The organism is Rhizobium sp. NFR07 (genome assembly GCF_900111905.1).
Taxonomy (GTDB): Bacteria; Pseudomonadota; Alphaproteobacteria; order Rhizobiales; family Rhizobiaceae; genus Neorhizobium.
Genome location: NZ_FOKM01000007.1, coordinates 21,269 through 46,990 on the forward strand (window position 1 = coordinate 21,269; position 25,722 = coordinate 46,990).

The window sequence follows — 25,722 nt, forward strand, 5'->3', positions numbered from 1 at the left end:
AACACCCATGAACAACGGACTTGAAGATGTCATTGCTGCCGAGACCCGACTTTCGGACGTGGATGGCGAAGGCGGCCGTCTGATCATTCGCGGTCTGTCGCTGGATAAACTCGTTGCGACCGAGACCTACGAAGGAACCGCAGCCCTCCTCCTCGCCGGGTTTTTCGGCGAAGAGACTGAGGTCGCGACGCTGAGAGCACGCCTCGGCCGAGCCAGGACCGAGGTTTTCGAGCACGTTCGGTCGATAGACGAGAACCTTCTGGCACTGCCGCCGGTCGATGCGATGCGCGCCCTGATCGCTAGATTGCCAGATGGCGATGATTTCGAGACGGCGCTTCGGCTCCTTGCCGCGCCCGCCGTCTTTCTGCCGGCGCTTCTCCGGCTTGGACGGAAGGAGGCGCCGGTCGCCCCGGACCCGGCACTGTCCCAAGCCGCGGATATCCTCTGGATGCTGACGGGTGTCAGGCCGAGCAAGGAACAGACCTCGGCGCTCGATATCTATCTCATGACCATTTCCGATCACGGGCTGAACGCCTCGACCTTCGCTTCCCGCGTCGTCGCCTCCACCGGAGCGGGCCTCACCTCGTCGGTGCTCGCAGCACTAAGCGCGCTGAAAGGCCCCCTTCATGGCGGTGCGCCGGGCCCGGTTCTCGACATGCTGGATGCGATCGGATCCGAGACCAATGCGAAGGCCTGGCTCGGTCAAGCTCTGGACCGAAAGGAAAGGCTGATGGGGTTCGGGCACCGCATCTACAGGGTGCGCGATCCACGGGCTGACGCCCTGAAAGGCGCCCTTGGACCGCTGGCCGCAACCGGGCAGGTGGAAGCAGAAAGACAAGGGCTTGCCCAGGTGGTGGAAAGTGCTGCGCTGGCGATCCTGAAGGAGCGCAAGCCGGACCGGCCGCTCGACGTCAATGTCGAGTTCTATACCGCATTGCTTCTCGAAGCGTTGGGCTTCCCCCGCGAATCCTTCACCGGCGTCTTTGCCATCGGGCGCACCGTCGGATGGATCGCCCATGCCCGCGAACAGGCGCAGGAAGGCCGGCTGATCCGTCCCCGCTCGGCCTATATCGGCCCGCTGCCTCAGGCGGCGTAAAGCGCGCCCAAAACGAAAAGACCCGGCCGAGGCCGGGTCCTTGAAGTGCTGTATTCGAAGTGCCCTTAAACGAGGCGGCTCTGTTCGAGTGCCGCTTCGATGAAGCTGGCGAAGAGCGGATGCGGATCGAGCGGACGGCTCTTCAGTTCCGGGTGGTACTGGACGCCGATGAACCACGGATGGTCGGGATACTCGATCGTTTCCGGCAGAACGCCGTCCGGCGACATGCCGGAGAAGACGAGGCCGCAATTTTCCAGCCGATCCTTGTAGTCGATATTGACTTCGTAGCGGTGACGGTGACGCTCCGAGATATCGGTAGAACCGTAGATCTCGGCGATCTTGGTGTCCTTCTTCAGGCTCGCGTCATAGGCGCCGAGGCGCATCGTGCCGCCCATATCGCCGGCTGCCGCGCGCTTCTCCAGCGCATTGCCCTTGACCCATTCGGTCATCAGGCCGACGACCGGCTCCTTGGCCGGGCCGAACTCGGTCGAGGATGCGTTCTCGATGCCGGCGAGATTGCGGGCCGCTTCCACGACCGCCATCTGCATGCCGAAGCAGATGCCGAAATACGGCACTTCGCGCTCGCGGGCGAAACGGGCGGCAAGGATCTTGCCTTCCGAACCACGCTCGCCGAAACCGCCAGGAACGAGAATGCCGTGCACCTTCTCGAGATAGGGGGCCGGGTCTTCCTTCTCGAAGACTTCCGATTCGATCCACTCGAGATTGACCTTGACGTGGTTGGCGATGCCGCCGTGATGCAGCGCCTCGATCAGCGACTTGTAGGCATCCTTGAGGCCCGTATACTTGCCGACGATCGCGATCGTCACTTCGCCTTCCGGCGTGCGGATGCGGTTGGCAACGTCTTCCCAGGCGTCGAGGCGCGGCTTCGGAGCCGGCTCGATGCCGAAGGCGGCCAGAACCTCGTTGTCGAGGCCTTCCTTGTGATAGGCGATCGGAACGTCGTAGATGTTGGCGACGTCGAGCGCCTGGATGACTGCGGACGGGCGCACGTTGCAGAACAGCGACAGCTTGCGGCGTTCCGCTTCCGGGATCTCGCGATCGGCGCGAACGAGCAGGATGTCGGGATGGATGCCGAGCGCCTGCAGTTCCTTGACCGAATGCTGGGTCGGCTTGGTCTTCAGCTCGCCCGCTGCGGCGATGTAGGGCATCAGCGTCAGATGCAGATAGATGGCGGTTCCGCGTGGCAGGTCGTTCTTCACCTGGCGGATCGCCTCCATGAACGGCATCGCCTCGATGTCACCGACCGTACCGCCGACTTCGCAGAGAACGAAGTCGTAGTCGTCATTGCCCTCGGTGACGAAATTCTTGATCTCGTTCGTCACATGCGGAATGACCTGAACGGTTGCGCCGAGATAATCGCCGCGGCGTTCCTTGTCGATGATGTTCTTGTAGATGCGACCGGTGGTGATGTTGTCGGTCTTGGTCGCCGAACGGCCCGTGAACCGCTCGTAGTGACCGAGATCGAGGTCCGTCTCAGCGCCGTCGTCGGTCACGAAGACCTCGCCGTGCTGGGTCGGGCTCATCGTGCCCGGATCAACGTTGAGATAAGGATCGAGCTTCCTCAGCCGAACCCGGTAACCCCTCGCCTGGAGCAGAGCTCCGAGGGCCGCGGCCGCAATTCCTTTTCCGAGGGAGGAAACCACGCCGCCTGTGATGAATACATATCGCGCCATGGGAGTCACCGGATACCTTTTCACTATCGATTCCGCCAGCACAAATTTCGCCATTTGCTAAAACGGCTGTGGAATCTTCACAAAAGAAAACCGGCAGGCTTTTGGCCTGCCGGAGCTAAAAGTCTTGACGCGGCCCTTATTGGCCGGTCGGAACGCTGTTCGACGGCGCTGCCGGAGCGGCAGGTGCAGCCGGGGCCGCGGGTGTCGTCGCAGCAGGAGCTTCGCCTGCGGCCGGCGCAGGTGCTGCTGCCGGAGCCTGGGCGGGAGCGCTGGCGCCGGAATCCGACGGAACGCCGTTGCTGGACTGCGGCTGTGCCGGAGCCTGAGCCGGCGGCGTGGCCGGTGCCGGGCCGAGCTGGTCGAGAATGCCGTTGCCCTGACCCTGCTGGCTCTGCGGAATACGGTTCAGGATGTCCGTCGGCTGCGCGCCGTAGCGGGCCATGATGCCGAGCGCGAGCGAGGTGACGAAGAACAGCGCTGCCAGGATGGCGGTCGTGCGGGTCAGCGCATTGGCCGTGCCGCGGGCCGACATGAAGCCGGAGCCGCCGCCGATGCCGAGGCCGCCGCCTTCGGAACGCTGGATAAGCACAACGCCGACGAGGGCGAGCACGATCATGAGATGAATGACAATCAGTACGGTCTGCATGTATCGGGTCCCTGCCCCGCGCGGGGCATCGAATAAGAGTTTGGCGGGTCTTTACATGAGGCCTTCGCGCTTTCCAAGCCTTGATTACAAGGTTTCGGCAATCAGCCCCTCATAGACGCCGTAGATGGCGAGGAAGTCTTCCGCTTTCAAGCTCGCGCCGCCGATCAGCGCGCCGTCGACATTGTCGATGCTCATCAGCTTGGCGGCATTGTCCGGCTTGACCGATCCGCCATAGAGAAGACGCATCATCTTTCCCTCCTCGCCGAAGCGGCGGATCAGCTCCGAGCGCATGAAGGCATGCGCCACAGCAACGTCCTCGCTCGTCGGCGTGACACCGGAGCCGATCGCCCATACCGGTTCATAGGCGATCACCGTATTTTCAGCCGTCGCCCCTTCCGGCACGGAGCCGAGAAGCTGGCGGCGCAGCACGTCGAGCGTCTCGTAGGCGTCTCGCTGGTTTTCCGTCTCGCCGATGCAGATGATCGCTGTCAGTTCTGCTTCATGCGCAGCGCAAGCCTTGTCGCGGACGATATGGTCCGTCTCGCCGTGGTCGGTGCGCCGCTCAGAATGGCCGACGATGACGTGGGTGCCGAAGCAGTCGGCGATCATCTCCGCCGAGATGTCGCCCGTATGGGCACCACAGGTTTTCTGGTGACAATCCTGCGCCCCTACCATCAGCGGGCTGTCGGTGCAGAGCGCGGTCGCGACATAAAGCAGCGTCATCGGCGGGCAAAGCAGCGTGTCGACTTGTTCCGACAGCGGCCCGAGCACACCTTCCGCCATCGCCTTGATCTCGCCCAGCGACTGGCGCGTGCCGTTCATCTTCCAGTTTCCAGCGACCAGCGGGCGAACATCTGGGGTCATCGGCAGTGTTATCCTCTCCGTCTTGCGATCCAAATGGAGGATCGCCACCTCCGCGTGTAAATGGGCAGCCTCCCGACTGCCCTCTTGATCCTTGGTACGCTGGAAAATGGACTTAAATCAAGCGCTTGCTCGGTCTCTCGCTGCCAATGGACGGTCGGCAGCACGCTCAAAACACAGGTCTGGACACGCCAGCCGATGATTCAATCGTTTTGAGGTGCCACAGAAGCCGAGTTTGCCATTATCTCCCTTATCTGTGGGAAATTATCACGAAATTGAGGACTTCGCGCCAATCCACCATCCTGATCGGGGTTCCATGGCCGCCCGTGTTGAACAGGGTGAAGCGGGTCGGATATCCGCTTCTCTGCAATCCGCGGTAGATTCCGATCTGGTCGTCGGCCTTGTAGACGCTGTCGGCGCTGCCATGAGCAAAATAGATCGGCAGCTTCGCCTTGGCGAGCGGCGTGCCGGCGAGTCCTGCATCGGGAGGTCCGCCGAGCAGGATCATGCCGCCGAGCGCACGCACTGCCTGGGCATCGCGCGCCACGTTCTGGCAGATGATGCCGCCCATCGAGGCGCAGGCGAGAAAGACCGGCTTGCCGCCGGATTGCTCCGAAGCGTAGCGGATCAGTGCGCCGATATCCGCCGCACCATCACCGTCGAAGGACCGAACGCTCGGCGAATAATAGGTGCCGCCACTGGCGGTCACGAGGTTTTTCAGCCGGTTGAAATTGCCGCCGAATGTATAGTCGTTGACGCCGAGCCGCCGGTCGCCGCCGCGTCCATGGATGAAGATCACGGTAAAGGCCGCGCCCCGCGCATCCCCTACCCGCGTGACGTCGACCTTGCGCCCGGACAGGGAGAGCGTCTCGTTCTCCTGCGCCCGGCGCACGCCGAGCGACACATAGGCGCTCTTGACCCGCCGCTCCGGCTCGCTGTCGCGACCGTTGATGTCGCGCATCTCCTGATAGTCGACGACCTTGTAGGCGCCGCCATCGGCGCTCTCCATCACCTTGAAGCGCGAAAACAGCTCGTCCTTGAACGGTTTTACCGGCCCTTCCTGGGCGAAAGCGACGTCACCGATGAATGACATTGAGATGGCAAGAAGCGTGCCGAAAACGAAATGAACTGTGGACATGCGGGGTTTCATTTAGGTCCTTCGCTGTAGAAGCTTGCCATTGCCGGGTTGGCCAAGCATTGCTGGCAAGCAAAGCCGATTGTATACGGCATCGCGAAAAAGCCGGTTTTTTGGCAGAATCGCAAGTGATTCGAAACAACATGAGACGGGTATGGCTTCCTCTTCGGCGCCTCGACAGGCAGCAGTGAAAGACCAGATGGACGACGATAACGACCTTTTCGGCGCGGCGCCGGCCAATTCCGAGCCTGCACCCGCAAAGCCGGTTGCGCAGCAGCCTGCGCCGGCGATCACGGCTGAACCGTCCACACCCCGCCCTGCCCCGGCCGCTCCCTCGCAAGCCGGAGGTGACGACTACGGCGCTTCCTCTATCCGCGTCCTCGAGGGGCTCGAGCCGGTGCGTATGCGTCCCGGCATGTATATCGGCGGCACCGACGAGAAGGCGCTGCACCACCTGTTCGCCGAAGTCATCGACAATTCGATGGACGAAGCGGTTGCCGGCCACGCCAATTTCATCGAGGTCCACCTCGATCTCGAAGGCTTCCTGACCGTCAGCGACAACGGCCGCGGTATCCCGGTCGAAAACCACCCGCAGGTTCCCGGCAAGTCGACCCTCGAAGTCATCATGACCAAGCTCCATGCCGGCGGCAAGTTCGACGGCAAGGCCTACGAGACCTCAGGCGGTCTCCACGGCGTCGGCGTCTCCGTCGTCAACGCATTGTCGGATCTTCTCGAAGTCGAGGTCGCCCGCAATCGTAAGCTCTACCGCCAGACCTTCTCCCGCGGCGTGCCGCAGGGTGGGCTGCAGGAACTGGGCGACGTACATAACCGCCGCGGCACCCGCGTCCGCTTCCATCCCGATCCGCAGATCTTTGGCGAGCATGCGAAATTCGATGCCGGTCGCATCTTCCGTATGGCCCGCTCCAAGGCCTATCTCTTCGGCGGCGTCGAGATCCGCTGGAGCTGCGATCCGGGCGTCGTACCCGAGGGTGGCGAGATTCCTGAAAAGGCCGTCTTCCACTTCCCCGGTGGTCTGAAGGATTACCTGTCGGCCACGCTCGGCAAGGACTTTACCGTCACCCGCGAAATCTTCGCCGGCCGCACCGACAAGACCGGTGGCCATGGCGCGATGGAATGGGCGATCACCTGGTATGGCGGCGATCCGCAGGTCCATTCCTATTGTAACACCATCCCGACGCCCGAAGGCGGTACCCACGAGGCCGGCCTACGCATCGCCCTGACCAAGGGCCTGAAGAACTATGCCGAGCTGACGCAGAACAAGCGCGCCAAGGAAATCACCACGGATGACGTGATGATCTCCGCCGTAGGCATGCTCTCGGTCTTCATCCGCGAACCTGAATTCGTCGGCCAGACCAAGGACAAGCTCGCGACCGTTGAGGCCCAGCGCCTCGTCGAAAACGCGCTGCGCGATCCCTTCGACCACTATCTCGCCGGCAACCCGCACGAAGCGGCCAAGCTGCTTGAATGGGTGATCGAGCGCGCAGAAGAGCGCCTGCGTCGCCGCAAGGAAAAGGAAGTCAACCGCAAGACGGCGGTGCGCAAGCTTCGCCTGCCCGGCAAGCTGGCCGACTGCTCGCAGAATACCGCGGAAGGCGCCGAGCTCTTCATCGTCGAGGGTGACTCGGCAGGTGGCTCGGCCAAGCAGGGCCGCAACCGCCAGAACCAGGCCATTCTTCCATTGCGCGGGAAAATCCTGAACGTCGGTTCGGCCAGCCGCGAAAAGCTCTCCGCCAACCAGCAGATCGCCGATCTGGTGCAGGCGCTGGGCTGCGGCACGCGGACGAAGTACCGCGAGGAAGACCTTCGCTACGAGCGCGTCATCATCATGACCGATGCCGACGTCGACGGCGCCCATATCGCCTCGCTGCTGATCACCTTCTTCTATCAGGAAATGCCGGAACTGATCCGCGGCAACCATCTCTATCTCGCGGTGCCGCCGCTCTATGTCATCCGTCAGGGCGGCAAGACCGTCTATGCCCGCGACGACGCCCACCGTGCCGAACTGATGGAAACCACATTCAAGGGCAAGAAGGTCGAGATCGGCCGCTTCAAAGGCCTGGGCGAGATGATGGCGTCGCAGCTCAAGGAAACCACCATGGATCCGGAAAAGCGCACGCTTCTGCGCGTCGGTATCGACGAGGTGGATTTCGAGGGCACCCGCGAGGCCGTCGACAACCTGATGGGCACCAAGGCCGATGCGCGTTTCCGTTTCATTCAGGAACGCGCAGCCTTCGCCGACAATCTGGACATTTAATCGGAGGAGAGGATTGCAAGGCCCCGCGCGGCGTGCTTCACCGCTGGAAGTGATTTTCCGCAAGCAAAGCATGTCACGGCCATGAAACAGATCCTCTCCATCCAGTCCCATGTCGCCTATGGCTATGTCGGCAACCGTGCCGCCACCCTGCCGCTGCAGCGGCTCGGCCATGAAGTCTCCGTCATCAACACGGTGCAGTTTTCCAACCATACCGGCTACCAGAAATGGACCGGCGAGGTTTTCACCGCAGCGCATATCGAGAACGTCCTCGACGGCCTGGAAAGCGTCGGCGCGCTGGAGAAGATGGATGCGCTTTTGACCGGCTATCTCGGCGACCCGGCGATCGGCGATATCATTCTTTCGGTGCTGGACCGGCTGCCGAAAGGCGTCCGCTGGCTCTGCGATCCGGTCATGGGCGATGTCGGCCGCGGCTTCTTCGTCCGGCCGGGCATTCCCGACTATTTCAGGCAGAAGGCGCTGGCCCGCGCCTCCATCATCACGCCCAACCAGTTCGAACTGGAATATCTCGCCGGCCGCCAGATCCTGACGCTCGACGATGCAAAGGCGGCCTGTCGGATGGCCCACGAGATGGGCCCCGAGATCGTGCTCCTCACCTCGCTGATCCACGACGGCACCCGCGATGACGAGATCCAGATGCTGGCATCGGCGAAATCCGGCGAGCAGTTCCTGGTCACGACCCCGCGGCTGATGATGGATCCGGCTCCTAACGGCGCCGGCGACTGCACCTCGGCGCTTTTCCTCGGTCACATCGTGTCGGGCGCGCCGCTGGGCGAAGCGCTGTCGAAGACCGCATCAAGCGTCTTCGCCCTGTTCGAGAAGACATTGGCCGCCGGCCGGCGCGAACTCAACATGATCGCCGCGCAGGACGATTTCGTGAACCCAGCACCGCTCGACGTGGTCGCGGTTTAACCGCGGCTCTCCAGCAGTTTCGTCAAGGCCGCGATCAGGGTCGCTGCCTCATAGGGCTTGCGGACGATTGGTGCTGCGAGATGCGGCGGAATGATCGAGCGGTCGCTGTAGCCGGTGGCGAAAAGGAAAGGCACGCCGCGGTTTGCAAGTTCCTCGGCGATCGGAAGCGACGTCCCTGCCCCGAGATTGACGTCCAGGATTGCCGCATTCGGCGTGAAAATCTTGAGCCGCCGCATCGCCTCGGCGACGGAGGGCGCGGTCGTCACCTTGGTGATGCCGTGGTCGGCGAGCATCGCCTCGACATCCGCGGCAATCAGCATCTGGTCTTCCACAAAAAGCAATTCCAGCTCGGCAAGCGGCGGCAGGCTTGCGGGCTGCTCGTCGACCGGTTCGACGTCGGAGGTCTGCAACGTCTCGGTTTCCTCCTCCGTATGCAGGTGCTTTGCCGGCACGACGAAGCGGGCCCGGACACCCTCCGCCGGATAGTCGACATTTGCCTCGCCTTCCAGTTCATACGGGATGCTTCGGCTGATCAGGACGCTGCCGAAACCGGTCCGGCTCGGTGCCTTTGCCGGTGGACCGCCGCGTTCCGTCCATGAAAGCTCGCAGGAACCGTCGGCAGTGCGCGTCCAGAGGACATCGAGCCTGCCGCCTGCGACAGAAAGCGGGCCGTATTTGGCGGCATTGGTCGACATTTCATGCAGCACCAGCGCCATGACGGAAAAGGCGCGGCTGTCCAGCCACACCCGTGGTCCGTCCAGTGTCACCGACCGGGTACCCTCCATGTAGGGTCGAAGTTCCGCCTCCAGCAGTTCCTGCAGAAAGCCGCCGTCGCCGCCTCGCACGACCTGGTCGTGGGCAAAGGCGAGCGCCTGGATGCGCCCCTTGAGCGAACCGACATAGTCCGTAATGCTCCGGCCGCTCTCGACCGGGTGGCCGACCAGCGCCTTGATGATGGCGAGGATGTTCTTGACCCGGTGGTTCAGTTCCTCGTTCAGCATCCGCTGGCGCACATCCGCCTTGCCGCGTTCGTCGGCCAGCAATTCGTTGTGGTGCAGCACGATTTCCACCAGCACGGCGCGGATCGCTTCGGCCGTTTCCCGGTCGCCATCGGTCCAGGGTTGCGCCTGGAGCCTGACGGTTTCCTTCCAGATCGCAAAGCTCTTGCGCGGTGTCAGCCGGTCGCCCATCGGGCCGGTCGAATAGGATTTGTCCGGATTGCCGGCCCAGTCCAGCGTCTGCACCACTTCCTTGCGGAAGAAGAAAAGATAGTCGCGCGGGCGTTGCGACAGGGGGATGGCGAGGACGCCACAGGCGTCGTCCGGCGAAACGGCGACCTGCGGCAAAGACTGCGAAAGCTGGAAGGTCGACCAGATGCGGCCGCCATAGACCTGTCCGACCGCCTCCGACAATTCGGCGACGATAGTTGCAGGCGGTGCCGCACCTTCTCCGGTCCAGACCCCGTCGAGCCAGAGGCCGACGCCGTCGCAGGGGACCATCGCTGCAAAATCATGCAGCGAGCTGCGCAAGAGCGCGCTGATATCCCGGTGATGCGAGGCTTCCTGCAGGAAGCGGTCGAGCGAGCGGCGTGCCTGCTTGGCTGTCTCGTGCAGTTCCTTCTGCTTGAGAGCAGACAGATGCAGCGAGAAGAATTCCCCGAATGTCTCGGCGGCCACGCGCTGGGGCATGGAGAGCACCTTGGGCGAATAATGGTGGCAGGAAATCAAGCCCCATAATTCGCCGTCGAGCACGATGGAGATCGACATGGAGGCGCCGACGCCCATGTTGCGGAGATATTCGCAATGGATCGGCGAAACGCTGCGCAGATGCGCGAAGGAGAGGTCTAGCGGCTGCTGGTCCTCGTCCAGTTCCGGGACCATCGGAATGCGCTGGTAGTCCACGTCGCAGATGACCCGGATGGTGTTCTTGATGTAGAGGGCGCGCGCCTGTTTCGGGATGTCGCCGGCCGGGAAATACTGGCCGCGAAAGCTTTCCAGATCGCGGCGCTTGTATTCGCTGATCACCTTGCCGGAGCCGTCCTGCTCGAAACGGTAGACCATGACGCGGTCATAACCGAGCATCGCATACATCAGCCGCGTTGCGCTCTCGACCAGCCGGTCGAGACTGGTGACGTTGCGGATGCGGCTGACCAGCATGCGGGCCACTTCCAGCGGCTGGTCGTTGTCGATCGAGGCTGGTTCGAATTCCATGATGACCTTGGAATCGAATCGGTGCAGGGCGACGTCGACCGTGCGGTCAGACGCGAGTTTCAGGCCATGCCGCAATGCCGGGCGAGCCGGGTCGTCCGATGTCGCCAGCGCATTGCGGAGCGAGTGGGCGATCTGGCCGCCGAGCACCTCTTCCAGCCGCTTGCCGATAACGTCGGTCTCGACGCCGAGTATGTCGGACAGATTTTCCGAGTGCTGCAGGATGACGGAGCCGGAGCCGTCGCAGACCAGAAGGCAGCCATGGGGTTGGATCGCGCCTGGAATGTGGATGGGTTCGCGGTCACAGTTGTTGAGGTCGACCGCTTCTGTCTGGGGCATCAATCCGTCCTTGAAGATCCCCGCCCAACTGGCGCGGACCCTCCCGTTTCCCGCTCGACCGTCCGCCGGCACCGGGAAGTTTAAACTCAGCTCATGTAAATGGAGCGGCCTTGCCGTTTGGCAATTTCATATTTCTATCGCATCTAGCAGTTACCGCAAGCGAGTAAGCCACGCTTTAATGAATCGATGCGACGCTTGTTTCCGGCCCGTCGGAAGGCCATATAACGTCAAGGTTTTGAGCAAGGACTTGAAGTGAGCCGTAGCAGCAACCGCAACAGTACCAATGAACCGCGTTGGCTCGGGCCCGTGACGCCCAGCCGCATAGCGCTTGTGCCCCCGATTTCGGCCGCACGCTGGCTACTCGTCCTTGTCGTTGCCGCAGGCATCTATTTCTTTCACGGCTTCCTCGTGCCGGTCCTCGCCGCGCTGGTGATCGGGTTTGCAAGCTGGCCCCTCTATCGTGAATTGCTGCGCCGTACCGGCGGCAACACCACGATCGGCGCGACGCTCGCCATCATCTTCATCCTGACGTTCCTGATCGTCCCGATCGGTGTTGCGATCAGCTACACCGCCGAGGAGGTCCGCCAGTGGATCGGCTGGGCAGTCGAGGTCAACAAGTTCGGCGCCCCGCCGCCGGCCTGGATTGGCGGCCTGCCCTGGGCAGGTGAATGGCTCGGCACGCAGTGGACGACGCATGTCGGTTCGCCGGGAGCCATCGGTGAGCTGATCCAGCTGGTCAGCGGTGCCAATATCGGCAACATCTACCGCGCCGTGGTCGCCGCCGGCAATGGAGCCTTCCACCTGCTCCTGACCCTGCTCTTCATGCTGATCGCCCTGTTCTTTGTCTATCGCGACGGCGCCTCGTTCAGCAGGCAGATCGATTCGCTCGGCGAACGCATCCTGCCGGGCCGCTGGGAGCGTATCTCCCGCGTCGTCCCTGCCACGATCAGCTCCACCGTAACCGGCATGACCCTCATCGCCATCGGCGAAGGCATCGTGCTCGGCGTCGCCTACTGGATCGCCGGCGTTCCCTCCCCCGTCACGCTCGGCGTGATCACCGGCATTATGGCTTTGATCCCGGGCGGTGCCCCGCTCTCGTTCACGCTCGTATCCGTCTATCTCGTCGCCAACGGTGCCTATGTCGCCGGCATCGGCCTGTTCGTCTGGGGCACGGTTGAACTCTTCATCGTCGACAAGACCTTGCGTCCACGCCTCGTGGGCGGTCCGATCAAGCTGCCTTTCCTGCCGACATTCTTCGGCCTGGTCGGCGGCGTGAAGACGATGGGTTTCCTCGGACTGTTCATCGGCCCGGTGCTGATGGCGCTGCTCGTCTCCATCTGGCGCGAATGGATTCGCGAGGCGAAGGTCGCCGAGCAGTCGGAGCCGCCGCCATCCGAGCAGCTTATCCTGCCGGGCTCGCCAGAGATGACGGACGACCTGCCGGCATCGCGCAAGGTTTCAGCCCCCTGACAGGACCTGCCTCAAGTGTTCATCAAGGCGGGGTGCCGATGGCCTTCATCGGGCCACGATCTTTGCTATAGGCTGCCGTAAACAGAACGGAGAGCCAGATGAACGCCGCCCTCGTCGTCATGACCATACTCGGCTGCAATGACAGCGGTACCGATTGCCACTATATCGCGACCGCAAGCGAGCGCTGGCCGACCGTTGCCATGTGCGATGCGGTTTCGGAAGACCATCTGCCCACCTATGCCAACCAGCCCTACCCCGTGCTGATTTCCGTCTGCCAGAACCCGCAGGCGGCAGGCATTAAGGAGGCCACGGCTCAGGCAACAACTGTGCCCGAAATCCGACCGCAGGAAACGACGACGGAATCAGCGAGTGCGGAGCAGGCAACCCCCGCCCCCATCACCGAGCAGGTAAGCCCCGAGGAAGCCGAGACGTTGGCAGGTCGCGCCATCCAGCGCGTCCGCAACGTGCTGCCGACGACGGAAGGCGTGAAAACCTTGATGGTGAAGCCCGTGCGCCTCGTGGAAGACGGTTATTCCTGGGTGGCCCGCAGGTTCGAGCGATAGAAGCCCGTCAGCCGTCAGTCAGGCGACCAGCGAAATATCGCTGGCATAGGAGCGGGCATGGCGGCGCAACTCGCTGCGATGCAACTGCTCGATCATCTCGATCAGCTCGCCGATCGGCGTTCCGCTTTCCCGGCTGCCGAAGGCTTCGATCAGCGCGAGGTAGCAGGTCTCAGGTCCGCCATGGGCCGCCATCCGTCGCCACTGGAAGACCGCCTCGACGAAAACCGCGACGATATCCCGGCCGATGCCGGCGGCTTCGAAAAGCGCCCGCACAGCATGGATCCTGCCGGTCGCCAGTATCGCCCTAACGCGTCGCTCGTCGAGATTGACGAGGGAAACGATGGCGCAGGCGAAGAAATCCACCTTGCCGCCGCACAGCGCATGGATGAGGAGCGCCGGCGTCAGCCGGTTGGTGACGCGCAGATGCTCGACCAACGGCTCGATCTCGTCATGGGAAACCGATCCTGCAATTGCAATCGCGGCTTCGTCGCCGGCCTCACGCGTCAGGACCTCTATCCGGCCACGGCTGATCGTCGCCTGGATGAGGCCGGAACCGGCCAGCGCAGCGCTGATCTGTGCCACCAGGATATGCCGCGCGTCGCCGGGCAGTGACCCGTTCTGCAGCAGCAGGTGGCGAATGCCCGCGACATGGCCGAACCGTTCCGCCATGCGGCGAAGCGACAGCCGGCTGATCGAGGCCGTTTCATTTTCAAGAAGCAGTCCGATCTCCGCCTCCTCGCCGATCTCGGCGATGGCGGCGGCGGCACTGCGGCCGAGGCCCGGCCGTGCGGCGATCAGTCCGCGGGTGAAGGCATGGCCGCGACCGGCCAGATCGACGAGATCGGCATCACGCAGAACCGGCGACATGGCAATCACCGTGCAGGCGATTTCCGGCTGGTCTTCCGCCAGTGCCAGCACGATTGCGCGCGGCGCTTCGGGCGACAAGGCAAGCGCCTCGGCCAGCGCAAGCCTGACCTTCGGCGACGGGTCATCGAGCAGATAGGTCATCGCCATGCCGGCGGCGCGGTGCTCCTCCGAACCCATGTCGGATTGGAGATAGGCGCGTGCGAGCGCGCCCGCAGCCCGCGACCGGTCACTGGTTCGTGCCGTCTCTGCCCAACGTAGGAATGCCTGTACGATCACAATGCGCCTCTGAACCCTTGGCCGGTCTAATCTCGACCGGTTGAGGGGAACATTAGGCAGCAAAGGTTAAAATTGGTTCACCATGTTCTTTAACCTTGTGATCCGGCTCGTTTTACTGCCGCTTGACGCCCGGGCGATCCAGTTCGAAGACGTTTTCACCACCATCGGTATAGTCGCGATAGCCCATTCGACCCATGGGGCGAGCGAGTTCCATGGCGATTCGCCCGTCGCGGATGATCTCCTCGCTAATGTGGATTCCGACCACCTGGCCGAAGACCATGTAGGATTCGGCGCCCTCGCCATCGAGACCCTTCGGCTGGATAATCTCGGTCAGCCGGCATTCGAGCGCCGTATAGGCCTCCGCCACATAGGGGGCGTCGACGATTTCGCCCATTTTCGCCGTCAGTTCGGCAAGGTCGAACTCGTTGACGCCGTAGTCGACCGGCGCCGAGGAGGCGTTCATCCGGTCGGCCAGATGACGGCTTGCGAGGCTCGCAGTGAAGACGCCGGTCTCCTCCGCGTTCCGCAGGCTGTGCTTGCGTCCGGAGGACGAGAACATCACCAGTTTCGGCTTGTCCGACACGATGTTGAAGAAGGAATAGGGAGACAGATTGAGCGAACCGTCCCTGCCCTTCGTGCCGATCCAGCCGATCGGGCGCGGCGCCACGATCGCCTTGAAGGGATCATGCGCCATGCCGTGATCATTCGTGTCCGTCCGGTAGAACATGCGGATGAGCCCTTACGCGTAGGTCAGGATGTCGGAAAGCTGCGGACGCGGCCGGTCGGGCGTCGGAAAATCGCTGGATCCGATATGGACGAACCCGGCGACCTTCTCGCCTTCCTTCACGCCGAGGGCGGCGAGCGCCTTAGTATCGTAGGCAACCCATTCGGTGCGCCAGTTGGCGACATAACCGCGCGCTTCGCAGGCCATCAGCATGTTGAGGCACACCGCGCCGGACGACAGAACCTGTTCCCATTCCGGGATCTTCGCATGCGGAGCGGCGGTGCTGATGACGCCGACGACGATCGGCGCGCGGGTGAAGCGGGCGAGTTCCGCCGCCTTCGCCGCATCCGTCATGTCGGGGTTCTGCTCGAGCGCCAGCTCCAAAAATTTTTCACCCAGCGTTCTGCACACGTCGCCGCGATAGACGACCAGGCGCCAGGGGGCGATCTTGCCATGGTCAGGTACGCGCACGGCTGATGTGAGAATCTCTTCGAGTTCCGCCTCTTCCGGACCAGGACCCTTGATCTGCGCGACGGGGGTAGAGTGGCGTTCACGCAGGTAATCGATCAGCTTTACGTCCTTATTCATGTCGGAAGCTTTCATTCGGTGGGGTGTGGTAGGATGAGGCCTTGAAATTGCCTTTGCCATGCGTTTCAAGTGACCAGTCGTAAAACAAGAGTCAACCGGTTCATAGAATGTCAGGCATCTCTCTCGCCCGCCGCATGCTCTCCGCAAAGGCAATCCTGCTTCTCCTGGCCGCTACCGGTCATGCGCAGGACGGCGACGCGTTCAAGAGTTTCCGACAGCTCGACAGCACCACGAAAATGCCGAAGCTCAACGCCTTTTCGCCGACGGCGATCCTTCCCAAGGCGGCCGTGGCAAAGGATGTCCGCTTTGCCGCCAAGCTGACCAGCGACGGCGATCCGATGCAGGACGGGCTTGCCTGGCGGGTGTTCAGCCCGATCGCGGGCGAAGACGGCAAGCTGCCGCTCGTGGCAAGCTCCGACGGCGGCTCTGCGGATTTCCAGCTGGCGCCCGGTGACTATTTCGTCAACGTCGCCTTCGGTCGTGCGGGCATCACCAAGAAGGTGACCGTTCCGGAAAGTGGCGACGTCAAGGAACAGACGCTTGTTCTCGATGCCGGCGGCTTCCTGCTCAATGCCGTGGCCGGAACCGACCAGCGTATTCCCGCAGGCCAGCTGAGCTTCTCGATCTATTCGTCCGACATGCGTGAAAACGGCGACCGGGCGCTGGTGATGGCCGATGTGAAGCCGAACACGATCGTCCGCCTCAACGCCGGCACCTATCACGTCGTGTCCGAATACGGCGATATCAACGCCGTCGTGCGCGCCGACATCCAGGTCGAGGCCGGCAAGCTCACCCAGGCGGTGCTGCAGCACAAGGCCGCCCAGATCACCCTCAAGCTCGTCTCCCAGCCCGGCGGCGAAGCGATTGCCGATACTGCATGGTCGGTTCTGACCGAAGCCGGCGACGTGGTCAACGAAAGCGTCAGCGCTTTCTCCACCATGGTCCTGTCCGAAGGCAATTACCTCGCGGTCGCCCGCAACAAGGACAAGATCTACCAGCGCGAATTCAGCGTGAAGGCCGGCCGCAATTCGGATGTCGAGGTGCTGATGCGCAACCCGCGCAATTCCGGCGAAACCGCAGCGGTGGCACCGCAGGATTGAAACTTCCGACCTTCATGCCCGTCCTCAGGCTTGTAAGCGGTGTGAAATGCTCATTTTCGGTATCGCGATCGCAATCGCTGAAATATTCAATCCTCTAAGAATACTCGCGACAGCGGTTTGTGTGTGGCTTGTTTATCGCTGGACTGATCCACTTCGGCGAGCAGCTGCCATTGTGGCAGTGTTGGCGGCTCTTGCGCTGATCTTAAGCGGATTATTCAAGCTGGTTCGTTCTATCCCTTCTGGAGCCGTTGAATTTTGCGTTGTTACTCTTTCGGGATTTTTCGCTAATTGCGTCATTTTCCTACTGATATTTGGAGTCATGCGCACTTGGTCGTTCGCACGGAGACATCCCTCGTAGGGTGTCGTCTGCCGCTGGGCGTGAGTAGTAAGAGAGACGCAAGATTGAAGTAAGTTATGACCTTGGAGGGAGGGACGCCTGTGACCCGGAGAGACTTCGACCCCGAAACCGTGACGCCCGACGGACGCCCCGCCGCCAAAGGCATGGTCTTCGATCCCGAGAAGCAAGGCGCCTGGCGCGGGTCGCTCTTCGGCGAGGTCATCAACGGGCCGGTCACGGTGCTCGCCTATGGCAATGACACGCCGGGGCAAGGTCCGAAACTGCATGTCCATCCCTATGACGAGACATTCGTCGTCATCGCGGGCAGAGCGCGGTTCTTCGTTGGTGACGACGTGATCGAGGCTGGCGTCGGCGAAGCGGTCTTAGGTCCTGCCGGCGTACCGCACCGGTTCGAGAACCTCGGACCCGGACGGCTGCAGACGATCGATATCCATCACTCGACGCGCTGGATACAGACGGACTTGGACTGAAGATCAGGCTGCCTCTCTGCGCAGAGCCTCTTTCGCGGCCTGCCGCCGCTCCTGGAACTCGGCGAGCTTCGAGCGCTTGACCGGACGCATCGAAAAGACCGCTTCATGCAGCACGGTCAGCAGGTCCTTGCGGTCCTTGATGGCCGACAGTTCTTCCCAGCGCATCATTGCGCCGGCCCGCGCCCGGATGGTCGAGCCCGACAGCCGCTTGAACTCGCGGATCAGCAGCGACAGGCGCAGCGTCAGCGACAGGCGGCTGGCGATGTGGAAGAGCGGTCCGTTCTGGCCCTCGAAATAGACCGGCACGACATCGGCCTTGGCCGATTGCACGAGCTTGGCCGGAAAGATCTTCCACGGCAGGTCCTGTGCCGCGCCAAAACCCTTCTTCGCCGTGGCGACACCGCCGGCCGGAAAGATGATGATCGTCACGCCTTCCTGCAGAAGACGCAGCGCCTCGTGGCGGGTCTTCATGTTGATCGCCAGCGCCTCCTTAGTTTCCTCGAAGGAGACGGGCAGCGAGTAAGGCGCCATTTCCGGCACCTTGAGCAATTCGTCGTTGATCAGAACGCGGAATGGCCGGCCCAGCTGCTCGGCCATGGCCAGAACCGCGATGCCATCGCCGATGCCGAAGGGATGGTTGGCGACGATGACCAGAGGACGCCCCTCCTCCATCGGCGGAAGCCAGGCGCCCTGCACATCGAGCTCGACATCGATCAGGTCGAGCATCTTGCCGAACACGCGATCGGTTTTGCCGACGATATCGCTGCGCCAGATATCGTAGAGGCGGGCGTAGCGGTCACGGCCCGAAAGGCCTTCGATGGAACGGATGAACCAGCGTTTCAGCTTGGGATCCCGCTCATTGGCGTAGGAAAGTTCCTTGAAGCGCAAATCAGTCTCCGCGGAATATCCGCCATTGATGAGGGGGATAGAATATTTCGGATCGGTGACAGAATTCTGACAGCGCCCGTGAATGACGGGCGCTGTCGGCATTTTTAAGGCTCAGGCCGCTGCGATGCGGGCCGCCTTGCGACGCTTGACGTCCGGCGGCGTCGCTTCGTCGACCAGCGAAGCAAGCGCCTCGTCGAGCGATATCGCCGTCTGCGCCTGGGATCCGAGGCGGCGGATGTTGACCGAACGCTGTTCGGCTTCCTGCCTGCCGCAGACGATGATCACCGGCACCTTGGCGACCGAATGCTCGCGGACCTTGTAGTTGATCTTCTCGTTGCGGAAGTCGGTCTCCACCTGCAGGCCTGCCTCGCGCAGCTGCTCGGCGACCTCGCGGCCGTAATCGTCCGCATCCGAGGTGATCGTTGCGACAACGACCTGGGTCGGTGCGAACCACAGCGGCATGTGGCCTGCAAAATTCTCGATCAGGATGCCGAGGAAACGCTCCATCGAGCCGCAGATGGCGCGGTGGATCATCACCGGCTGCGTCTTTTCCGAGTTCTGGTCGATATAGAAGGCGCCGAACCGTTCCGGCAGGTTGAAGTCGACCTGCGTCGTGCCGCACTGCCATTCACGGCCGATCGCGTCCTTCAGCGTGTATTCGAACTTCGGACCATAGAACGCGCCCTCGCCCGGCAGAATGCCGGTCTTGATGCGGCCGCCCGACTGTTCCTCGATCGTCTTCAGCACTTCCATCATGACGTTTTCGGCGCGATCCCAGAGATCGTCGGTACCGACGCGCTTTTCAGGACGCGTGGACAGTTTGACGACGACTTCCTGGAAGCCGAAATCCTCGTAGACGGAGAGGATCAGCTCGTTGATACGCAGGCATTCCATCGCCAGCTGCTCGTCGGTGCAGAAGACGTGCGCGTCGTCCTGCGTGAAGCCGCGCACGCGCATCAGGCCGTGCAGCGCGCCGGATGCTTCATAGCGATGCACGAGACCGAATTCGGCAAGGCGGATCGGCAGTTCGCGGTAGGACTTCAAACCATGCTTGAAGATCTGCACGTGACCCGGGCAGTTCATCGGCTTCAGCGCGAAGACGCGGTTGTCCGCTTCCTCGTCCTTCGGATGGGTGAAGGCATAGGCGGATTTCACCGCGAACATGTTTTCCTGGTACCAGCCCCAGTGACCGGACGTCTCCCACAGCGAGGCGTCGAGCACCTGCGGTGCGTTGACCTCTTCATAGGTGCCGGCCAGACGACGACGCATGTAAGCCGTCAGAGTCTGGAACATGCGCCAGCCCTTGCCGTGCCAGAACACCACGCCCGGACCTTCTTCCTGGAAATGGAAGAGATCCATCTCGCGGCCGAGCTTGCGGTGGTCGCGCTTTTCGGCCTCGGCCAGAACGTGCAGGTACTGGTCGAGCTCTTCCTGGGTCGCCCAGGCCGTGCCGTAGATGCGCGTCAGCATCGGCTTCGTCGAATCGCCACGCCAGTATGCGCCGGCGACCTTCATCAGCTTGAAGGCCGTGCCGATCTGGCCCGTCGAGGCCATATGCGGACCACGGCAGAGGTCGAACCAGCCGCCCTGGTTGTAGATCTTCAGCTCCTGGCCCTCCGGGATCATGTCGACCAGCTCGACCTTGTAGGCCTCGCCCTTGTCGGCGAACACGTCCTTGGCCTTTTCGCGAGACCAGATTTCCTTGGTGAAGGCGGCGTTCTTCTGGATGATCTCCTTCATCTTCTTTTCGATCTTCGGCAGATCTTCGGGCGTGAAGGGCCAGTCTTCTCTGCTGTCCGGATGGACGCGCTTGAAGTCGTAATAGAAGCCGTTTTCGATGACCGGGCCGATCGTCACCTGCGTGCCGGGCCACAGGTCCTGCACGGCCTCGGCCATGACATGGGCGGCGTCGTGACGGATCAGTTCGAGCGCGCGCGGATCGGTGCGGGTGACGATCTCGATCTTACCATCGGTGACGGGATCGGAGAGATCGCGCACTTCGCCGTCGAGCGCGATGGCCACGGCCTTCTTGGCCAGCGACTTGGAAATGGATTCGGCGACGGCAAGACCCGTCGTGCCGGCGTCGAACGCGCGGACGGAGCCATCGGGAAATGTAAGGGAAACAGCCTGGGACATGTCTTATCTCCTGTCCAGTCCCGCCAACGAATGCGGGTGGTCAAATAGGGCCGGCCAAGGGGTAACGAGCGGCCGGCAACGAACGGCCGCGTGATACTGGGTTTCTTGGGTTTAGTAAAGCTGGAGAACGCTATTTCGCCGTGCGGGCAAGCCGCCCAATGACGAGGAAGCTCACCGCCGCGATGGCGCCGAGAACCGTGATCACGACGAGCGATGGCGCGACGCCGATCCCGGTCATCGAGACGGCGAAGACGAAGGGCGCGACGGCCGACAGAACCAGCCGTGCCGACATCATCTTTCCCTGCAGTTTCCCATAGCCGCGGCTGCCGAAAAGCTGCAGCGGCAGGTTGCCGGTGGCGATGCTGAGCAGGCCGTTACCCATGCCGAACAGGATGGCGAAAGCCATGGCGCCGATGGCCGATGGCGCGGTGAGCGGAAGCACGAGAATGCCGACGGCGATCAGGAGCGCGGACAGCATGGCGAGCCCGAGCGCCGGAAAGTTCTTTCCCGCAACCATGTTGATCACCCGGCTCGCCACCTGCGCCGGACCGAACAGCGCGCCGACAAGTGCTGCCGAGCTTCCGAGCCCGAGCCCTGTCAGCAGCGGCACCATGTGGACGAGCACCGCCGAGCAGCAGACCGCGATCAGCGAAAACCCGGCGACCATCAGGATGAAGCCGAGACGGCGGCGCCCTTCAGGCAGGGATGGCTCGACCTCCGGCGTGGCGGCATGGCTGGCGACACGCCCCTTGCGGGCGCCCTGGGCCAGCCACGCATGGAGCGGCAGGCAGATGATGAGGTTCATCGCGGCGAAGACGAGATAGATGCTCTGCCATGACAGATGGGCATGCAGCCAGGCGGTGATCGGCCAGAATATGGTCGAAGCGAAACCGGCGATCAGCGTCAGGTAGGTGATGCTGCGGGCCGCGACTTGAGGCTTGAGCTGGACGAGCAGCGCGAAGGCCGCGCCATATTGTACGAGGTTGGCGGCGATCTGCAGCACCGTCAGCGAGACTGTGTAGATGATGGCATTCGGCGAAAGCGCGCAGGCGGCGAGTGCTGTGGCCGCGATCGCCGAGCCGATCGTCATAACCGGCCCTGCCCCGATCCGGTCGAACATCACGCCGAGCCACGGCGCCGTCAGCCCACCGATCAGCAGTGCTGCCGAAAGCGCGCCAAAGATCCATTCGACGGGCCAGGAGAAATGCGCCGCCACGTCGCCCGCAAGAATGCTGAAACTGTAATAGAGCGTGCCGTAGCCGATGATCTGGGTGGCGCCGAGCGCCACGATGGGGGCGATCGGCAATCGATCAGACAATGCGCTTGCCCTCTGCATCGAGAACCTGCTCGCCGTCTTCCTTGGCGAATGCGCCCTTACGGGTGTCCGGCAGGATGTCGAGCACAAGTTCCGACGGACGCGCCAGCCGCGTGCCGAGCGATGTCACCACGAAGGGACGGTTGATCAGGATCGGATGCGCCAGCATCGCATCGAGCAGCTCATCGTCGGTGAGAGCGGGATTGTCGAGGCCGATTTCCGCATAGGGCGTGCCCTTCTCGCGGATGGCCTGCCGTACGGTCAGGCCCGCATCGGCGATCATCGTTATCAGTTGCTCGCGGCTCGGCGGTGTCTTCAGATATTCGATCACGGTCGGCTCGATGCCGGCATTGCGGATCATCGCGAGCGTGTTACGCGACGTGCCGCATTGCGGGTTGTGGTAGATGGTGGCGTCCATTGTCATGGGGTTTGTTCCGCTTGGGTTGGAGAATTTGACGGCCGGATATCGGCAAGCAGCCATGTGGCGAATACGGACGCAAGCAGAGCCCCGAGTATTTCCGCCAGGATGAAGCCGGACAGGTCGTGTGGCCTGATACCGGCGAACGTATCGGTGAAGGCGCGCGCGACCGCGACCGCCGGATTGGCAAAGGATGTCGAGGCGGTGAACCAGTAGGCCGAGACTATATAAAGACTCACCAATCCCGCGATGACTTGTGGCCGGGCTCGGGCACCGATCAGGATGACGAATACCAGTCCGAACGCGGCGACAGCCTCCGCCAGCCACTGCCCTGGCCCGGTGCGGACGGTGGTGGATATCTGCAGTAACGGAAGCTCGAACATCGCATGAGCGAGCGCCGTTCCTGCGAGGCCGCCGACAATTTGCGCCGCGCCATAGCCGGCGGCTCGGGCCCAGCGAAGTTCGCCGCGGATTGCAAGAATCAGCGACACGACCGGATTGAAATGCGCGCCGGAGACCGGTCCAAATATGGTGATGAGGACGAACAGGATCGCGCCTGTCGCCAATGTGTTTCCCGCCAGCGTCACCGCGGTGTCGTCGGTAAGTCGGTCCGCCATGATCCCGGAGCCGATAACGGCTGCAACCAGCAGCGAAGTGCCCAAAGCTTCCGCTGCAAGCTGCCTTGAAAGCGGGAAGCTCACATTCGCGCTCATTGAGGCCGCTCCGTGCCGGGAGGGCAGCATATCGCCTGCTCGATGGCGGGCCCGCGGACTTCGGGGTGACCGGCGCAACAATCCTCCAGAAGGAAGCGGACGAGCGAAGCCAGTGCATCGTAGTTTGCGGAATAAACGATCGAGCGGGATTCCCGTTGCTGGCCGATGAGGCCGGAACGCTCGAGTTCCTTCAGATGAAAGGAAATGTTTGACGCCGAGACACCTGCCCTTTCTGCGATCGCGCCCGCCGCAAGCCCTTCTGGGCCGGCAACCACCAGCATCCGGACGATGTTGAGCCGCGTCTCCTGGGAGAGCGCGGAAAAGGATACCAGGGCTTGACGCTCATCCATATTTCTACAATCCTTGAAATGTTGAAATAAGGAGTAGCGCGGATGACGGCTTTTGACAAGCAGCTCGCCGGGGATGTCGATCTGGATCAATTTGTCGAGGTACTCGGGGCGGAAGCGGGATTGCCGCTCGTTTTCCACTATGACGGCAAGCCGGTGAAACCGGGCTATCATGTGACCGAGGTCAAAGTGGGCAAATTCTCAGGACTCGACTGCGGTGCAAACCCGGAAGCATGGACGGAGATATTCGTTCAGCTGTGGGACATCGACGAGGGTGACCGCAGCCACATGCAGGCGGGGAAATTCTGCTCGATCATCCGCAAGGTCTCCGACCATGTCCGGCTGGACGAGCCCGCCCGGCTGACATTCGAGGTGAGCGACGGGATAATGCCCATGCAGCTTTATCGCGCGGAGACTCCATCTCCGGCCGATGGCATCTTCAATGTGACTCTGCATCCGCTCGCTGCCAGCTGCAAGCCACGGGATCGCTGGCTCGAACAGCAATCAGCGGCAAAGGCCGCAGGGTGTTGCTCGGCGCCGGCGGCAAAACAAGCCTGCTGCTGACGCTATTTGCCAGCGCGTCCGCGGCTCGTCCAATAGCGCCAGGGCGTCCACCAGTGCTGTCTTGCCGCAAGAGCATCAGGCACCGGATCGAGCCCGCCGGTGCCGCCCGGGCCGCAGCGGGCGACGCGAAACAGCGTCATCCAGCCGCCCGGCCAGAAGCCGTGGCGGGCGATCGCCTCATAGCCATATTCGGAACAGGTCGGAATATGGCGGCAGGAATTGCCGATGAAGCCTGAGAGGGTCAGTTGGTAGAGACGGATAAAACCCATGCCGAGCAAACGCCCCGGCGTCCTGACAAATGGCCCTTGCCAGTTGCGGGAACGTCCTGGCCGAACGATGCCGGGTTTATGGTCGCAATCCGGAGAGCCGCACATGGTTCAGCCGTTGACGGCCTTGGCCGTCGCGCCGGCCTCGATCTGATCGATGGCGTCGACCACGGCGTCGAAGGTCAGCATGGTGGAAGGGTGGCGGGCCTTGTAGTCCTTGACCGGCTTCAGATAGCGCATCTCCTCGAAACGGCCGTCCGGCCCCTCTCCGCCTTCCTTCAACATGGCCAGCATATCGAGCCGCGCCTGGCGAAGTTCGTCTGCGGTCGCGCCGATCACATGGCGTGCCATGATCGAGGACGAGGCCTGGCCAAGCGCGCAGGCACGCACCTCGTGGGAGAAGTCGGAGACGCGGTCGCCGTCCATCTTGAGATAGACCTTCACCTTCGACCCGCAGAGTTTCGAATGCTTTTCCGAGGTCGCGTCGGCATCGCCGAGCACCCCGGCATGGGTGATGTTGCCGGCGAATTCGAGGATCTTCGTGTTGTAGATATCGTCCATTGCCTTCGCCTGCCCTGATCACATTCCCCGCAATCATCGTGATCCATTGAACGGATCGTAACGTAACATGACCTATCGACGGGGTTCCGTTGGTTTTATATGTGATGGCGCGCGTTGGCGATCAAGAACTCGGGTTTTTGCTAAATTCGATCCTTGTTAAGAAGAGAATGCCTTGTCAAAAGGCATCTCAGAGATCAGATAACGCCCGAGAAGACAAACTTTGTTCGGCATTTTACGCTGAGACGTATTTGCCGAGTGTAGGTCGGATGCGGCCTTGAACCGCATCAGGAGACAACAGATGGATGCAATTGTGAAGAATTTTCCGGCCTCGAGCCCGGCATCTGCGCGGCCCAGCCAGCAGGAAGCCGAGGAAGCCGTTCGTGTTCTCCTGCGCTGGGCGGGCGATGATCCGGCTCGCGAAGGCCTGCTGGACACGCCGAAGCGCGTCGCCAAGGCCTATCGCGAACTGTTCAGCGGTTATGAATTGTCGGCGGAAGAAGTTCTCGGACGCACCTTCGAGGAAGTCTCAGGTTATGACGACATGGTTCTCGTCCGGGATATTCCGTTCTTCTCCCATTGTGAGCATCACATGCTGCCGATCATCGGCAAGGCGACCGTCGCCTATCTGCCGAGCGGCCGCGTCCTCGGCCTGTCGAAGATCGCCCGCGTCGTCGAGATCTTCGGCCGTCGCCTGCAGACCCAGGAAAACCTGACGGCCCAGATCGCCAAGGCGATCGAGGAAACCCTGAAGCCGCGCGGCGTTGCCGTGCTGATCGAGGCCGAACACATGTGCATGGAAATGCGCGGTGTCGAAAAGCAGGGTTCGCATACGTTGACCACTACCTTCACCGGCGAGTTCAAGACGAACGCCGCCGAGCAGGCACGCTTTTTCACCCTCGCCCGCAACCGGTAGAA

25 protein-coding genes are annotated in these 25,722 nt (G+C 62.3%); 9 read left to right on the top strand and 16 right to left on the bottom strand.

Annotated elements, in window-relative coordinates; all coding sequences use genetic code 11:
* The first annotated feature begins 7 nt into the window (after window positions 1–7).
* Window positions 8–1,096, top strand: coding sequence for a citrate synthase/methylcitrate synthase (locus tag BM216_RS15720; protein ID WP_093000155.1), 1,089 nt, complete (start codon window positions 8–10; stop codon window positions 1,094–1,096).
* A gap of 65 nt (window positions 1,097–1,161) precedes the next feature.
* Here the strand turns inward: BM216_RS15720 and BM216_RS15725 are convergent, their stop codons facing one another.
* The 4 genes from BM216_RS15725 to BM216_RS15740 form a co-directional block, all read right to left on the bottom strand.
* Window positions 1,162–2,790 (bottom strand): CTP synthase, encoded by a 1,629-nt coding sequence (locus BM216_RS15725; protein ID WP_177230806.1) that lies wholly within the window; start codon window positions 2,788–2,790, stop codon window positions 1,162–1,164.
* A gap of 136 nt (window positions 2,791–2,926) precedes the next feature.
* Entirely contained in the window at window positions 2,927–3,436 is a 510-nt protein-coding gene (gene secG, locus BM216_RS15730; protein ID WP_093000156.1) for a preprotein translocase subunit SecG, read from the bottom strand.
* 84 nt (window positions 3,437–3,520) lie between these two features.
* Window positions 3,521–4,300, bottom strand: coding sequence for a triose-phosphate isomerase (tpiA, locus tag BM216_RS15735; RefSeq protein ID WP_093000157.1), 780 nt, complete (start codon window positions 4,298–4,300; stop codon window positions 3,521–3,523).
* Between the two features lie 247 nt (window positions 4,301–4,547).
* Window positions 4,548–5,435 carry an alpha/beta hydrolase gene (locus BM216_RS15740; protein ID WP_093000158.1) on the bottom strand — a complete coding sequence of 296 codons (888 nt, stop codon included), beginning with the start codon at window positions 5,433–5,435 and terminating at the stop codon, window positions 4,548–4,550.
* A gap of 196 nt (window positions 5,436–5,631) precedes the next feature.
* Between BM216_RS15740 and parE the strand changes: the two genes are divergently transcribed.
* Together parE and pdxY are read left to right on the top strand one after the other, a co-directional pair.
* A complete protein-coding gene (gene parE, locus BM216_RS15745) occupies window positions 5,632–7,707 on the top strand; it encodes a DNA topoisomerase IV subunit B (protein WP_093000159.1) in 2,076 nt (691 codons plus the stop codon).
* Window positions 7,708–7,788: 81 nt separating this feature from the next.
* Window positions 7,789–8,637, top strand: a complete 849-nt coding sequence (pdxY, locus tag BM216_RS15750; RefSeq protein WP_093000160.1) for a pyridoxal kinase PdxY — start codon at window positions 7,789–7,791, stop codon at window positions 8,635–8,637.
* Here pdxY and BM216_RS15755 read toward each other — a convergent pair.
* The gene (locus tag BM216_RS15755) at window positions 8,634–11,183 is read right to left on the bottom strand and encodes an HWE histidine kinase domain-containing protein (RefSeq protein ID WP_093000161.1); all 2,550 of its coding nucleotides are present in this window, start codon (window positions 11,181–11,183) and stop codon (window positions 8,634–8,636) included. The two genes, pdxY and BM216_RS15755, sit on opposite strands and share 4 nt — an antisense overlap.
* A gap of 252 nt (window positions 11,184–11,435) precedes the next feature.
* On the opposite strand from BM216_RS15755, the gene BM216_RS15760 reads away from it, so the two are divergent.
* Both BM216_RS15760 and BM216_RS15765 read left to right on the top strand, forming a co-directional pair.
* Window positions 11,436–12,653, top strand: a complete 1,218-nt coding sequence (locus BM216_RS15760) for an AI-2E family transporter (RefSeq protein WP_093000162.1) — start codon at window positions 11,436–11,438, stop codon at window positions 12,651–12,653.
* Window positions 12,654–12,751: 98 nt separating this feature from the next.
* Window positions 12,752–13,216, top strand: coding sequence for a hypothetical protein (locus BM216_RS15765; RefSeq protein WP_093000163.1), 465 nt, complete (start codon window positions 12,752–12,754; stop codon window positions 13,214–13,216).
* Window positions 13,217–13,234: 18 nt separating this feature from the next.
* Here BM216_RS15765 and BM216_RS15770 read toward each other — a convergent pair whose 3' ends face one another.
* The 3 genes from BM216_RS15770 to BM216_RS15780 form a co-directional block, all read right to left on the bottom strand.
* Window positions 13,235–14,359, bottom strand: coding sequence for a DUF2336 domain-containing protein (locus BM216_RS15770; protein WP_093000164.1), 1,125 nt, complete (start codon window positions 14,357–14,359; stop codon window positions 13,235–13,237).
* A 112-nt stretch (window positions 14,360–14,471) separates the two neighbouring features.
* On the bottom strand, window positions 14,472–15,086 hold the full coding sequence (locus BM216_RS15775; protein WP_093000165.1) for a flavin reductase family protein: 615 nt from the start codon (window positions 15,084–15,086) through the stop codon (window positions 14,472–14,474).
* 12 nt (window positions 15,087–15,098) lie between these two features.
* Window positions 15,099–15,671, bottom strand: a complete 573-nt coding sequence (locus BM216_RS15780) for a nitroreductase family protein (protein WP_093000166.1) — start codon at window positions 15,669–15,671, stop codon at window positions 15,099–15,101.
* Between the two features lie 107 nt (window positions 15,672–15,778).
* Here BM216_RS15780 and BM216_RS15785 point away from each other — a divergent pair, with 107 nt between their 5' ends.
* Window positions 15,779–16,771 (top strand): hypothetical protein, encoded by a 993-nt coding sequence (locus BM216_RS15785; RefSeq protein WP_093000167.1) that lies wholly within the window; start codon window positions 15,779–15,781, stop codon window positions 16,769–16,771.
* A 438-nt stretch (window positions 16,772–17,209) separates the two neighbouring features.
* Complete coding sequence (locus BM216_RS15790; protein ID WP_093000168.1) at window positions 17,210–17,599, top strand: cupin domain-containing protein; 390 nt, start codon at window positions 17,210–17,212, stop codon at window positions 17,597–17,599.
* 3 nt (window positions 17,600–17,602) lie between these two features.
* Here BM216_RS15790 and BM216_RS15795 read toward each other — a convergent pair whose 3' ends face one another.
* The 6 genes from BM216_RS15795 to BM216_RS15820 form a co-directional block, all read right to left on the bottom strand.
* Complete coding sequence (locus tag BM216_RS15795; protein WP_093000169.1) at window positions 17,603–18,487, bottom strand: lysophospholipid acyltransferase family protein; 885 nt, start codon at window positions 18,485–18,487, stop codon at window positions 17,603–17,605.
* 111 nt (window positions 18,488–18,598) lie between these two features.
* Entirely contained in the window at window positions 18,599–20,623 is a 2,025-nt protein-coding gene (gene thrS, locus BM216_RS15800) for a threonine--tRNA ligase (protein ID WP_093000170.1), read from the bottom strand.
* 130 nt (window positions 20,624–20,753) lie between these two features.
* On the bottom strand, window positions 20,754–21,959 hold the full coding sequence (gene arsK, locus BM216_RS15805) for an arsenite efflux MFS transporter ArsK (protein ID WP_093000171.1): 1,206 nt from the start codon (window positions 21,957–21,959) through the stop codon (window positions 20,754–20,756).
* On the bottom strand, window positions 21,934–22,362 hold the full coding sequence (gene arsC, locus BM216_RS15810) for an arsenate reductase (glutaredoxin) (RefSeq protein WP_093000172.1): 429 nt from the start codon (window positions 22,360–22,362) through the stop codon (window positions 21,934–21,936). The genes arsK and arsC overlap by 26 nt, the downstream gene beginning before the upstream one ends.
* On the bottom strand, window positions 22,359–23,069 hold the full coding sequence (locus BM216_RS15815) for an aquaporin (protein WP_093000173.1): 711 nt from the start codon (window positions 23,067–23,069) through the stop codon (window positions 22,359–22,361). Before BM216_RS15815 ends, arsC begins: the two co-directional genes overlap by 4 nt.
* A complete protein-coding gene (locus BM216_RS15820) occupies window positions 23,066–23,419 on the bottom strand; it encodes an ArsR/SmtB family transcription factor (RefSeq protein WP_093000174.1) in 354 nt (117 codons plus the stop codon). Before BM216_RS15820 ends, BM216_RS15815 begins: the two co-directional genes overlap by 4 nt.
* A gap of 42 nt (window positions 23,420–23,461) precedes the next feature.
* Between BM216_RS15820 and BM216_RS15825 the strand changes: the two genes are divergently transcribed.
* Window positions 23,462–23,980: a DUF6428 family protein gene (locus tag BM216_RS15825; RefSeq protein ID WP_093000175.1), complete on the top strand. Its 519-nt coding sequence runs from the start codon at window positions 23,462–23,464 to the stop codon at window positions 23,978–23,980.
* A 2-nt stretch (window positions 23,981–23,982) separates the two neighbouring features.
* On the opposite strand, the gene yidD is transcribed toward BM216_RS15825, so the two are convergent.
* Both yidD and BM216_RS15835 read right to left on the bottom strand, forming a co-directional pair.
* Window positions 23,983–24,354 (bottom strand): membrane protein insertion efficiency factor YidD, encoded by a 372-nt coding sequence (gene yidD / locus BM216_RS15830; protein WP_093000176.1) that lies wholly within the window; start codon window positions 24,352–24,354, stop codon window positions 23,983–23,985.
* 3 nt (window positions 24,355–24,357) lie between these two features.
* Complete coding sequence (locus BM216_RS15835; RefSeq protein WP_093000177.1) at window positions 24,358–24,807, bottom strand: iron-sulfur cluster assembly scaffold protein; 450 nt, start codon at window positions 24,805–24,807, stop codon at window positions 24,358–24,360.
* 298 nt (window positions 24,808–25,105) lie between these two features.
* Here BM216_RS15835 and folE point away from each other — a divergent pair, with 298 nt between their 5' ends.
* Window positions 25,106–25,720: a GTP cyclohydrolase I FolE gene (gene folE, locus BM216_RS15840; protein ID WP_093000178.1), complete on the top strand. Its 615-nt coding sequence runs from the start codon at window positions 25,106–25,108 to the stop codon at window positions 25,718–25,720.
* Window positions 25,721–25,722 lie beyond the last annotated feature (2 nt).

What these genes read in the sequence shown, in the direction of transcription:
- arsK (WP_093000171.1), bottom strand. Translation starts at nt 21,959, where the DNA reads ATGCAGAGGGCAAGCGCATTGTCTGATCGATTGCCGATCGCCCCCATC.
- arsC (WP_093000172.1), bottom strand. Translation starts at nt 22,362, where the DNA reads ATGACAATGGACGCCACCATCTACCACAACCCGCAATGCGGCACGTCG.
- parE (WP_093000159.1), top strand. Translation starts at nt 5,632, where the DNA reads ATGGACGACGATAACGACCTTTTCGGCGCGGCGCCGGCCAATTCCGAG.
- folE (WP_093000178.1), top strand. Translation starts at nt 25,106, where the DNA reads ATGGATGCAATTGTGAAGAATTTTCCGGCCTCGAGCCCGGCATCTGCG.
- BM216_RS15825 (WP_093000175.1), top strand. Translation starts at nt 23,462, where the DNA reads ATGACGGCTTTTGACAAGCAGCTCGCCGGGGATGTCGATCTGGATCAA.
- secG (WP_093000156.1), bottom strand. Translation starts at nt 3,436, where the DNA reads ATGCAGACCGTACTGATTGTCATTCATCTCATGATCGTGCTCGCCCTC.
- BM216_RS15815 (WP_093000173.1), bottom strand. Translation starts at nt 23,069, where the DNA reads ATGAGCGCGAATGTGAGCTTCCCGCTTTCAAGGCAGCTTGCAGCGGAA.
- tpiA (WP_093000157.1), bottom strand. Translation starts at nt 4,300, where the DNA reads ATGACCCCAGATGTTCGCCCGCTGGTCGCTGGAAACTGGAAGATGAAC.
- BM216_RS15785 (WP_093000167.1), top strand. Translation starts at nt 15,779, where the DNA reads ATGTCAGGCATCTCTCTCGCCCGCCGCATGCTCTCCGCAAAGGCAATC.
- BM216_RS15765 (WP_093000163.1), top strand. Translation starts at nt 12,752, where the DNA reads ATGAACGCCGCCCTCGTCGTCATGACCATACTCGGCTGCAATGACAGC.
- BM216_RS15720 (WP_093000155.1), top strand. Translation starts at nt 8, where the DNA reads ATGAACAACGGACTTGAAGATGTCATTGCTGCCGAGACCCGACTTTCG.
- BM216_RS15755 (WP_093000161.1), bottom strand. Translation starts at nt 11,183, where the DNA reads ATGCCCCAGACAGAAGCGGTCGACCTCAACAACTGTGACCGCGAACCC.
- BM216_RS15775 (WP_093000165.1), bottom strand. Translation starts at nt 15,086, where the DNA reads ATGTTCTACCGGACGGACACGAATGATCACGGCATGGCGCATGATCCC.
- BM216_RS15780 (WP_093000166.1), bottom strand. Translation starts at nt 15,671, where the DNA reads ATGAATAAGGACGTAAAGCTGATCGATTACCTGCGTGAACGCCACTCT.
- BM216_RS15835 (WP_093000177.1), bottom strand. Translation starts at nt 24,807, where the DNA reads ATGGACGATATCTACAACACGAAGATCCTCGAATTCGCCGGCAACATC.
- yidD (WP_093000176.1), bottom strand. Translation starts at nt 24,354, where the DNA reads ATGTGCGGCTCTCCGGATTGCGACCATAAACCCGGCATCGTTCGGCCA.
- pdxY (WP_093000160.1), top strand. Translation starts at nt 7,789, where the DNA reads ATGAAACAGATCCTCTCCATCCAGTCCCATGTCGCCTATGGCTATGTC.
- BM216_RS15740 (WP_093000158.1), bottom strand. Translation starts at nt 5,435, where the DNA reads ATGTCCACAGTTCATTTCGTTTTCGGCACGCTTCTTGCCATCTCAATG.
- BM216_RS15820 (WP_093000174.1), bottom strand. Translation starts at nt 23,419, where the DNA reads ATGGATGAGCGTCAAGCCCTGGTATCCTTTTCCGCGCTCTCCCAGGAG.
- BM216_RS15725 (WP_177230806.1), bottom strand. Translation starts at nt 2,790, where the DNA reads ATGGCGCGATATGTATTCATCACAGGCGGCGTGGTTTCCTCCCTCGGA.
- thrS (WP_093000170.1), bottom strand. Translation starts at nt 20,623, where the DNA reads ATGTCCCAGGCTGTTTCCCTTACATTTCCCGATGGCTCCGTCCGCGCG.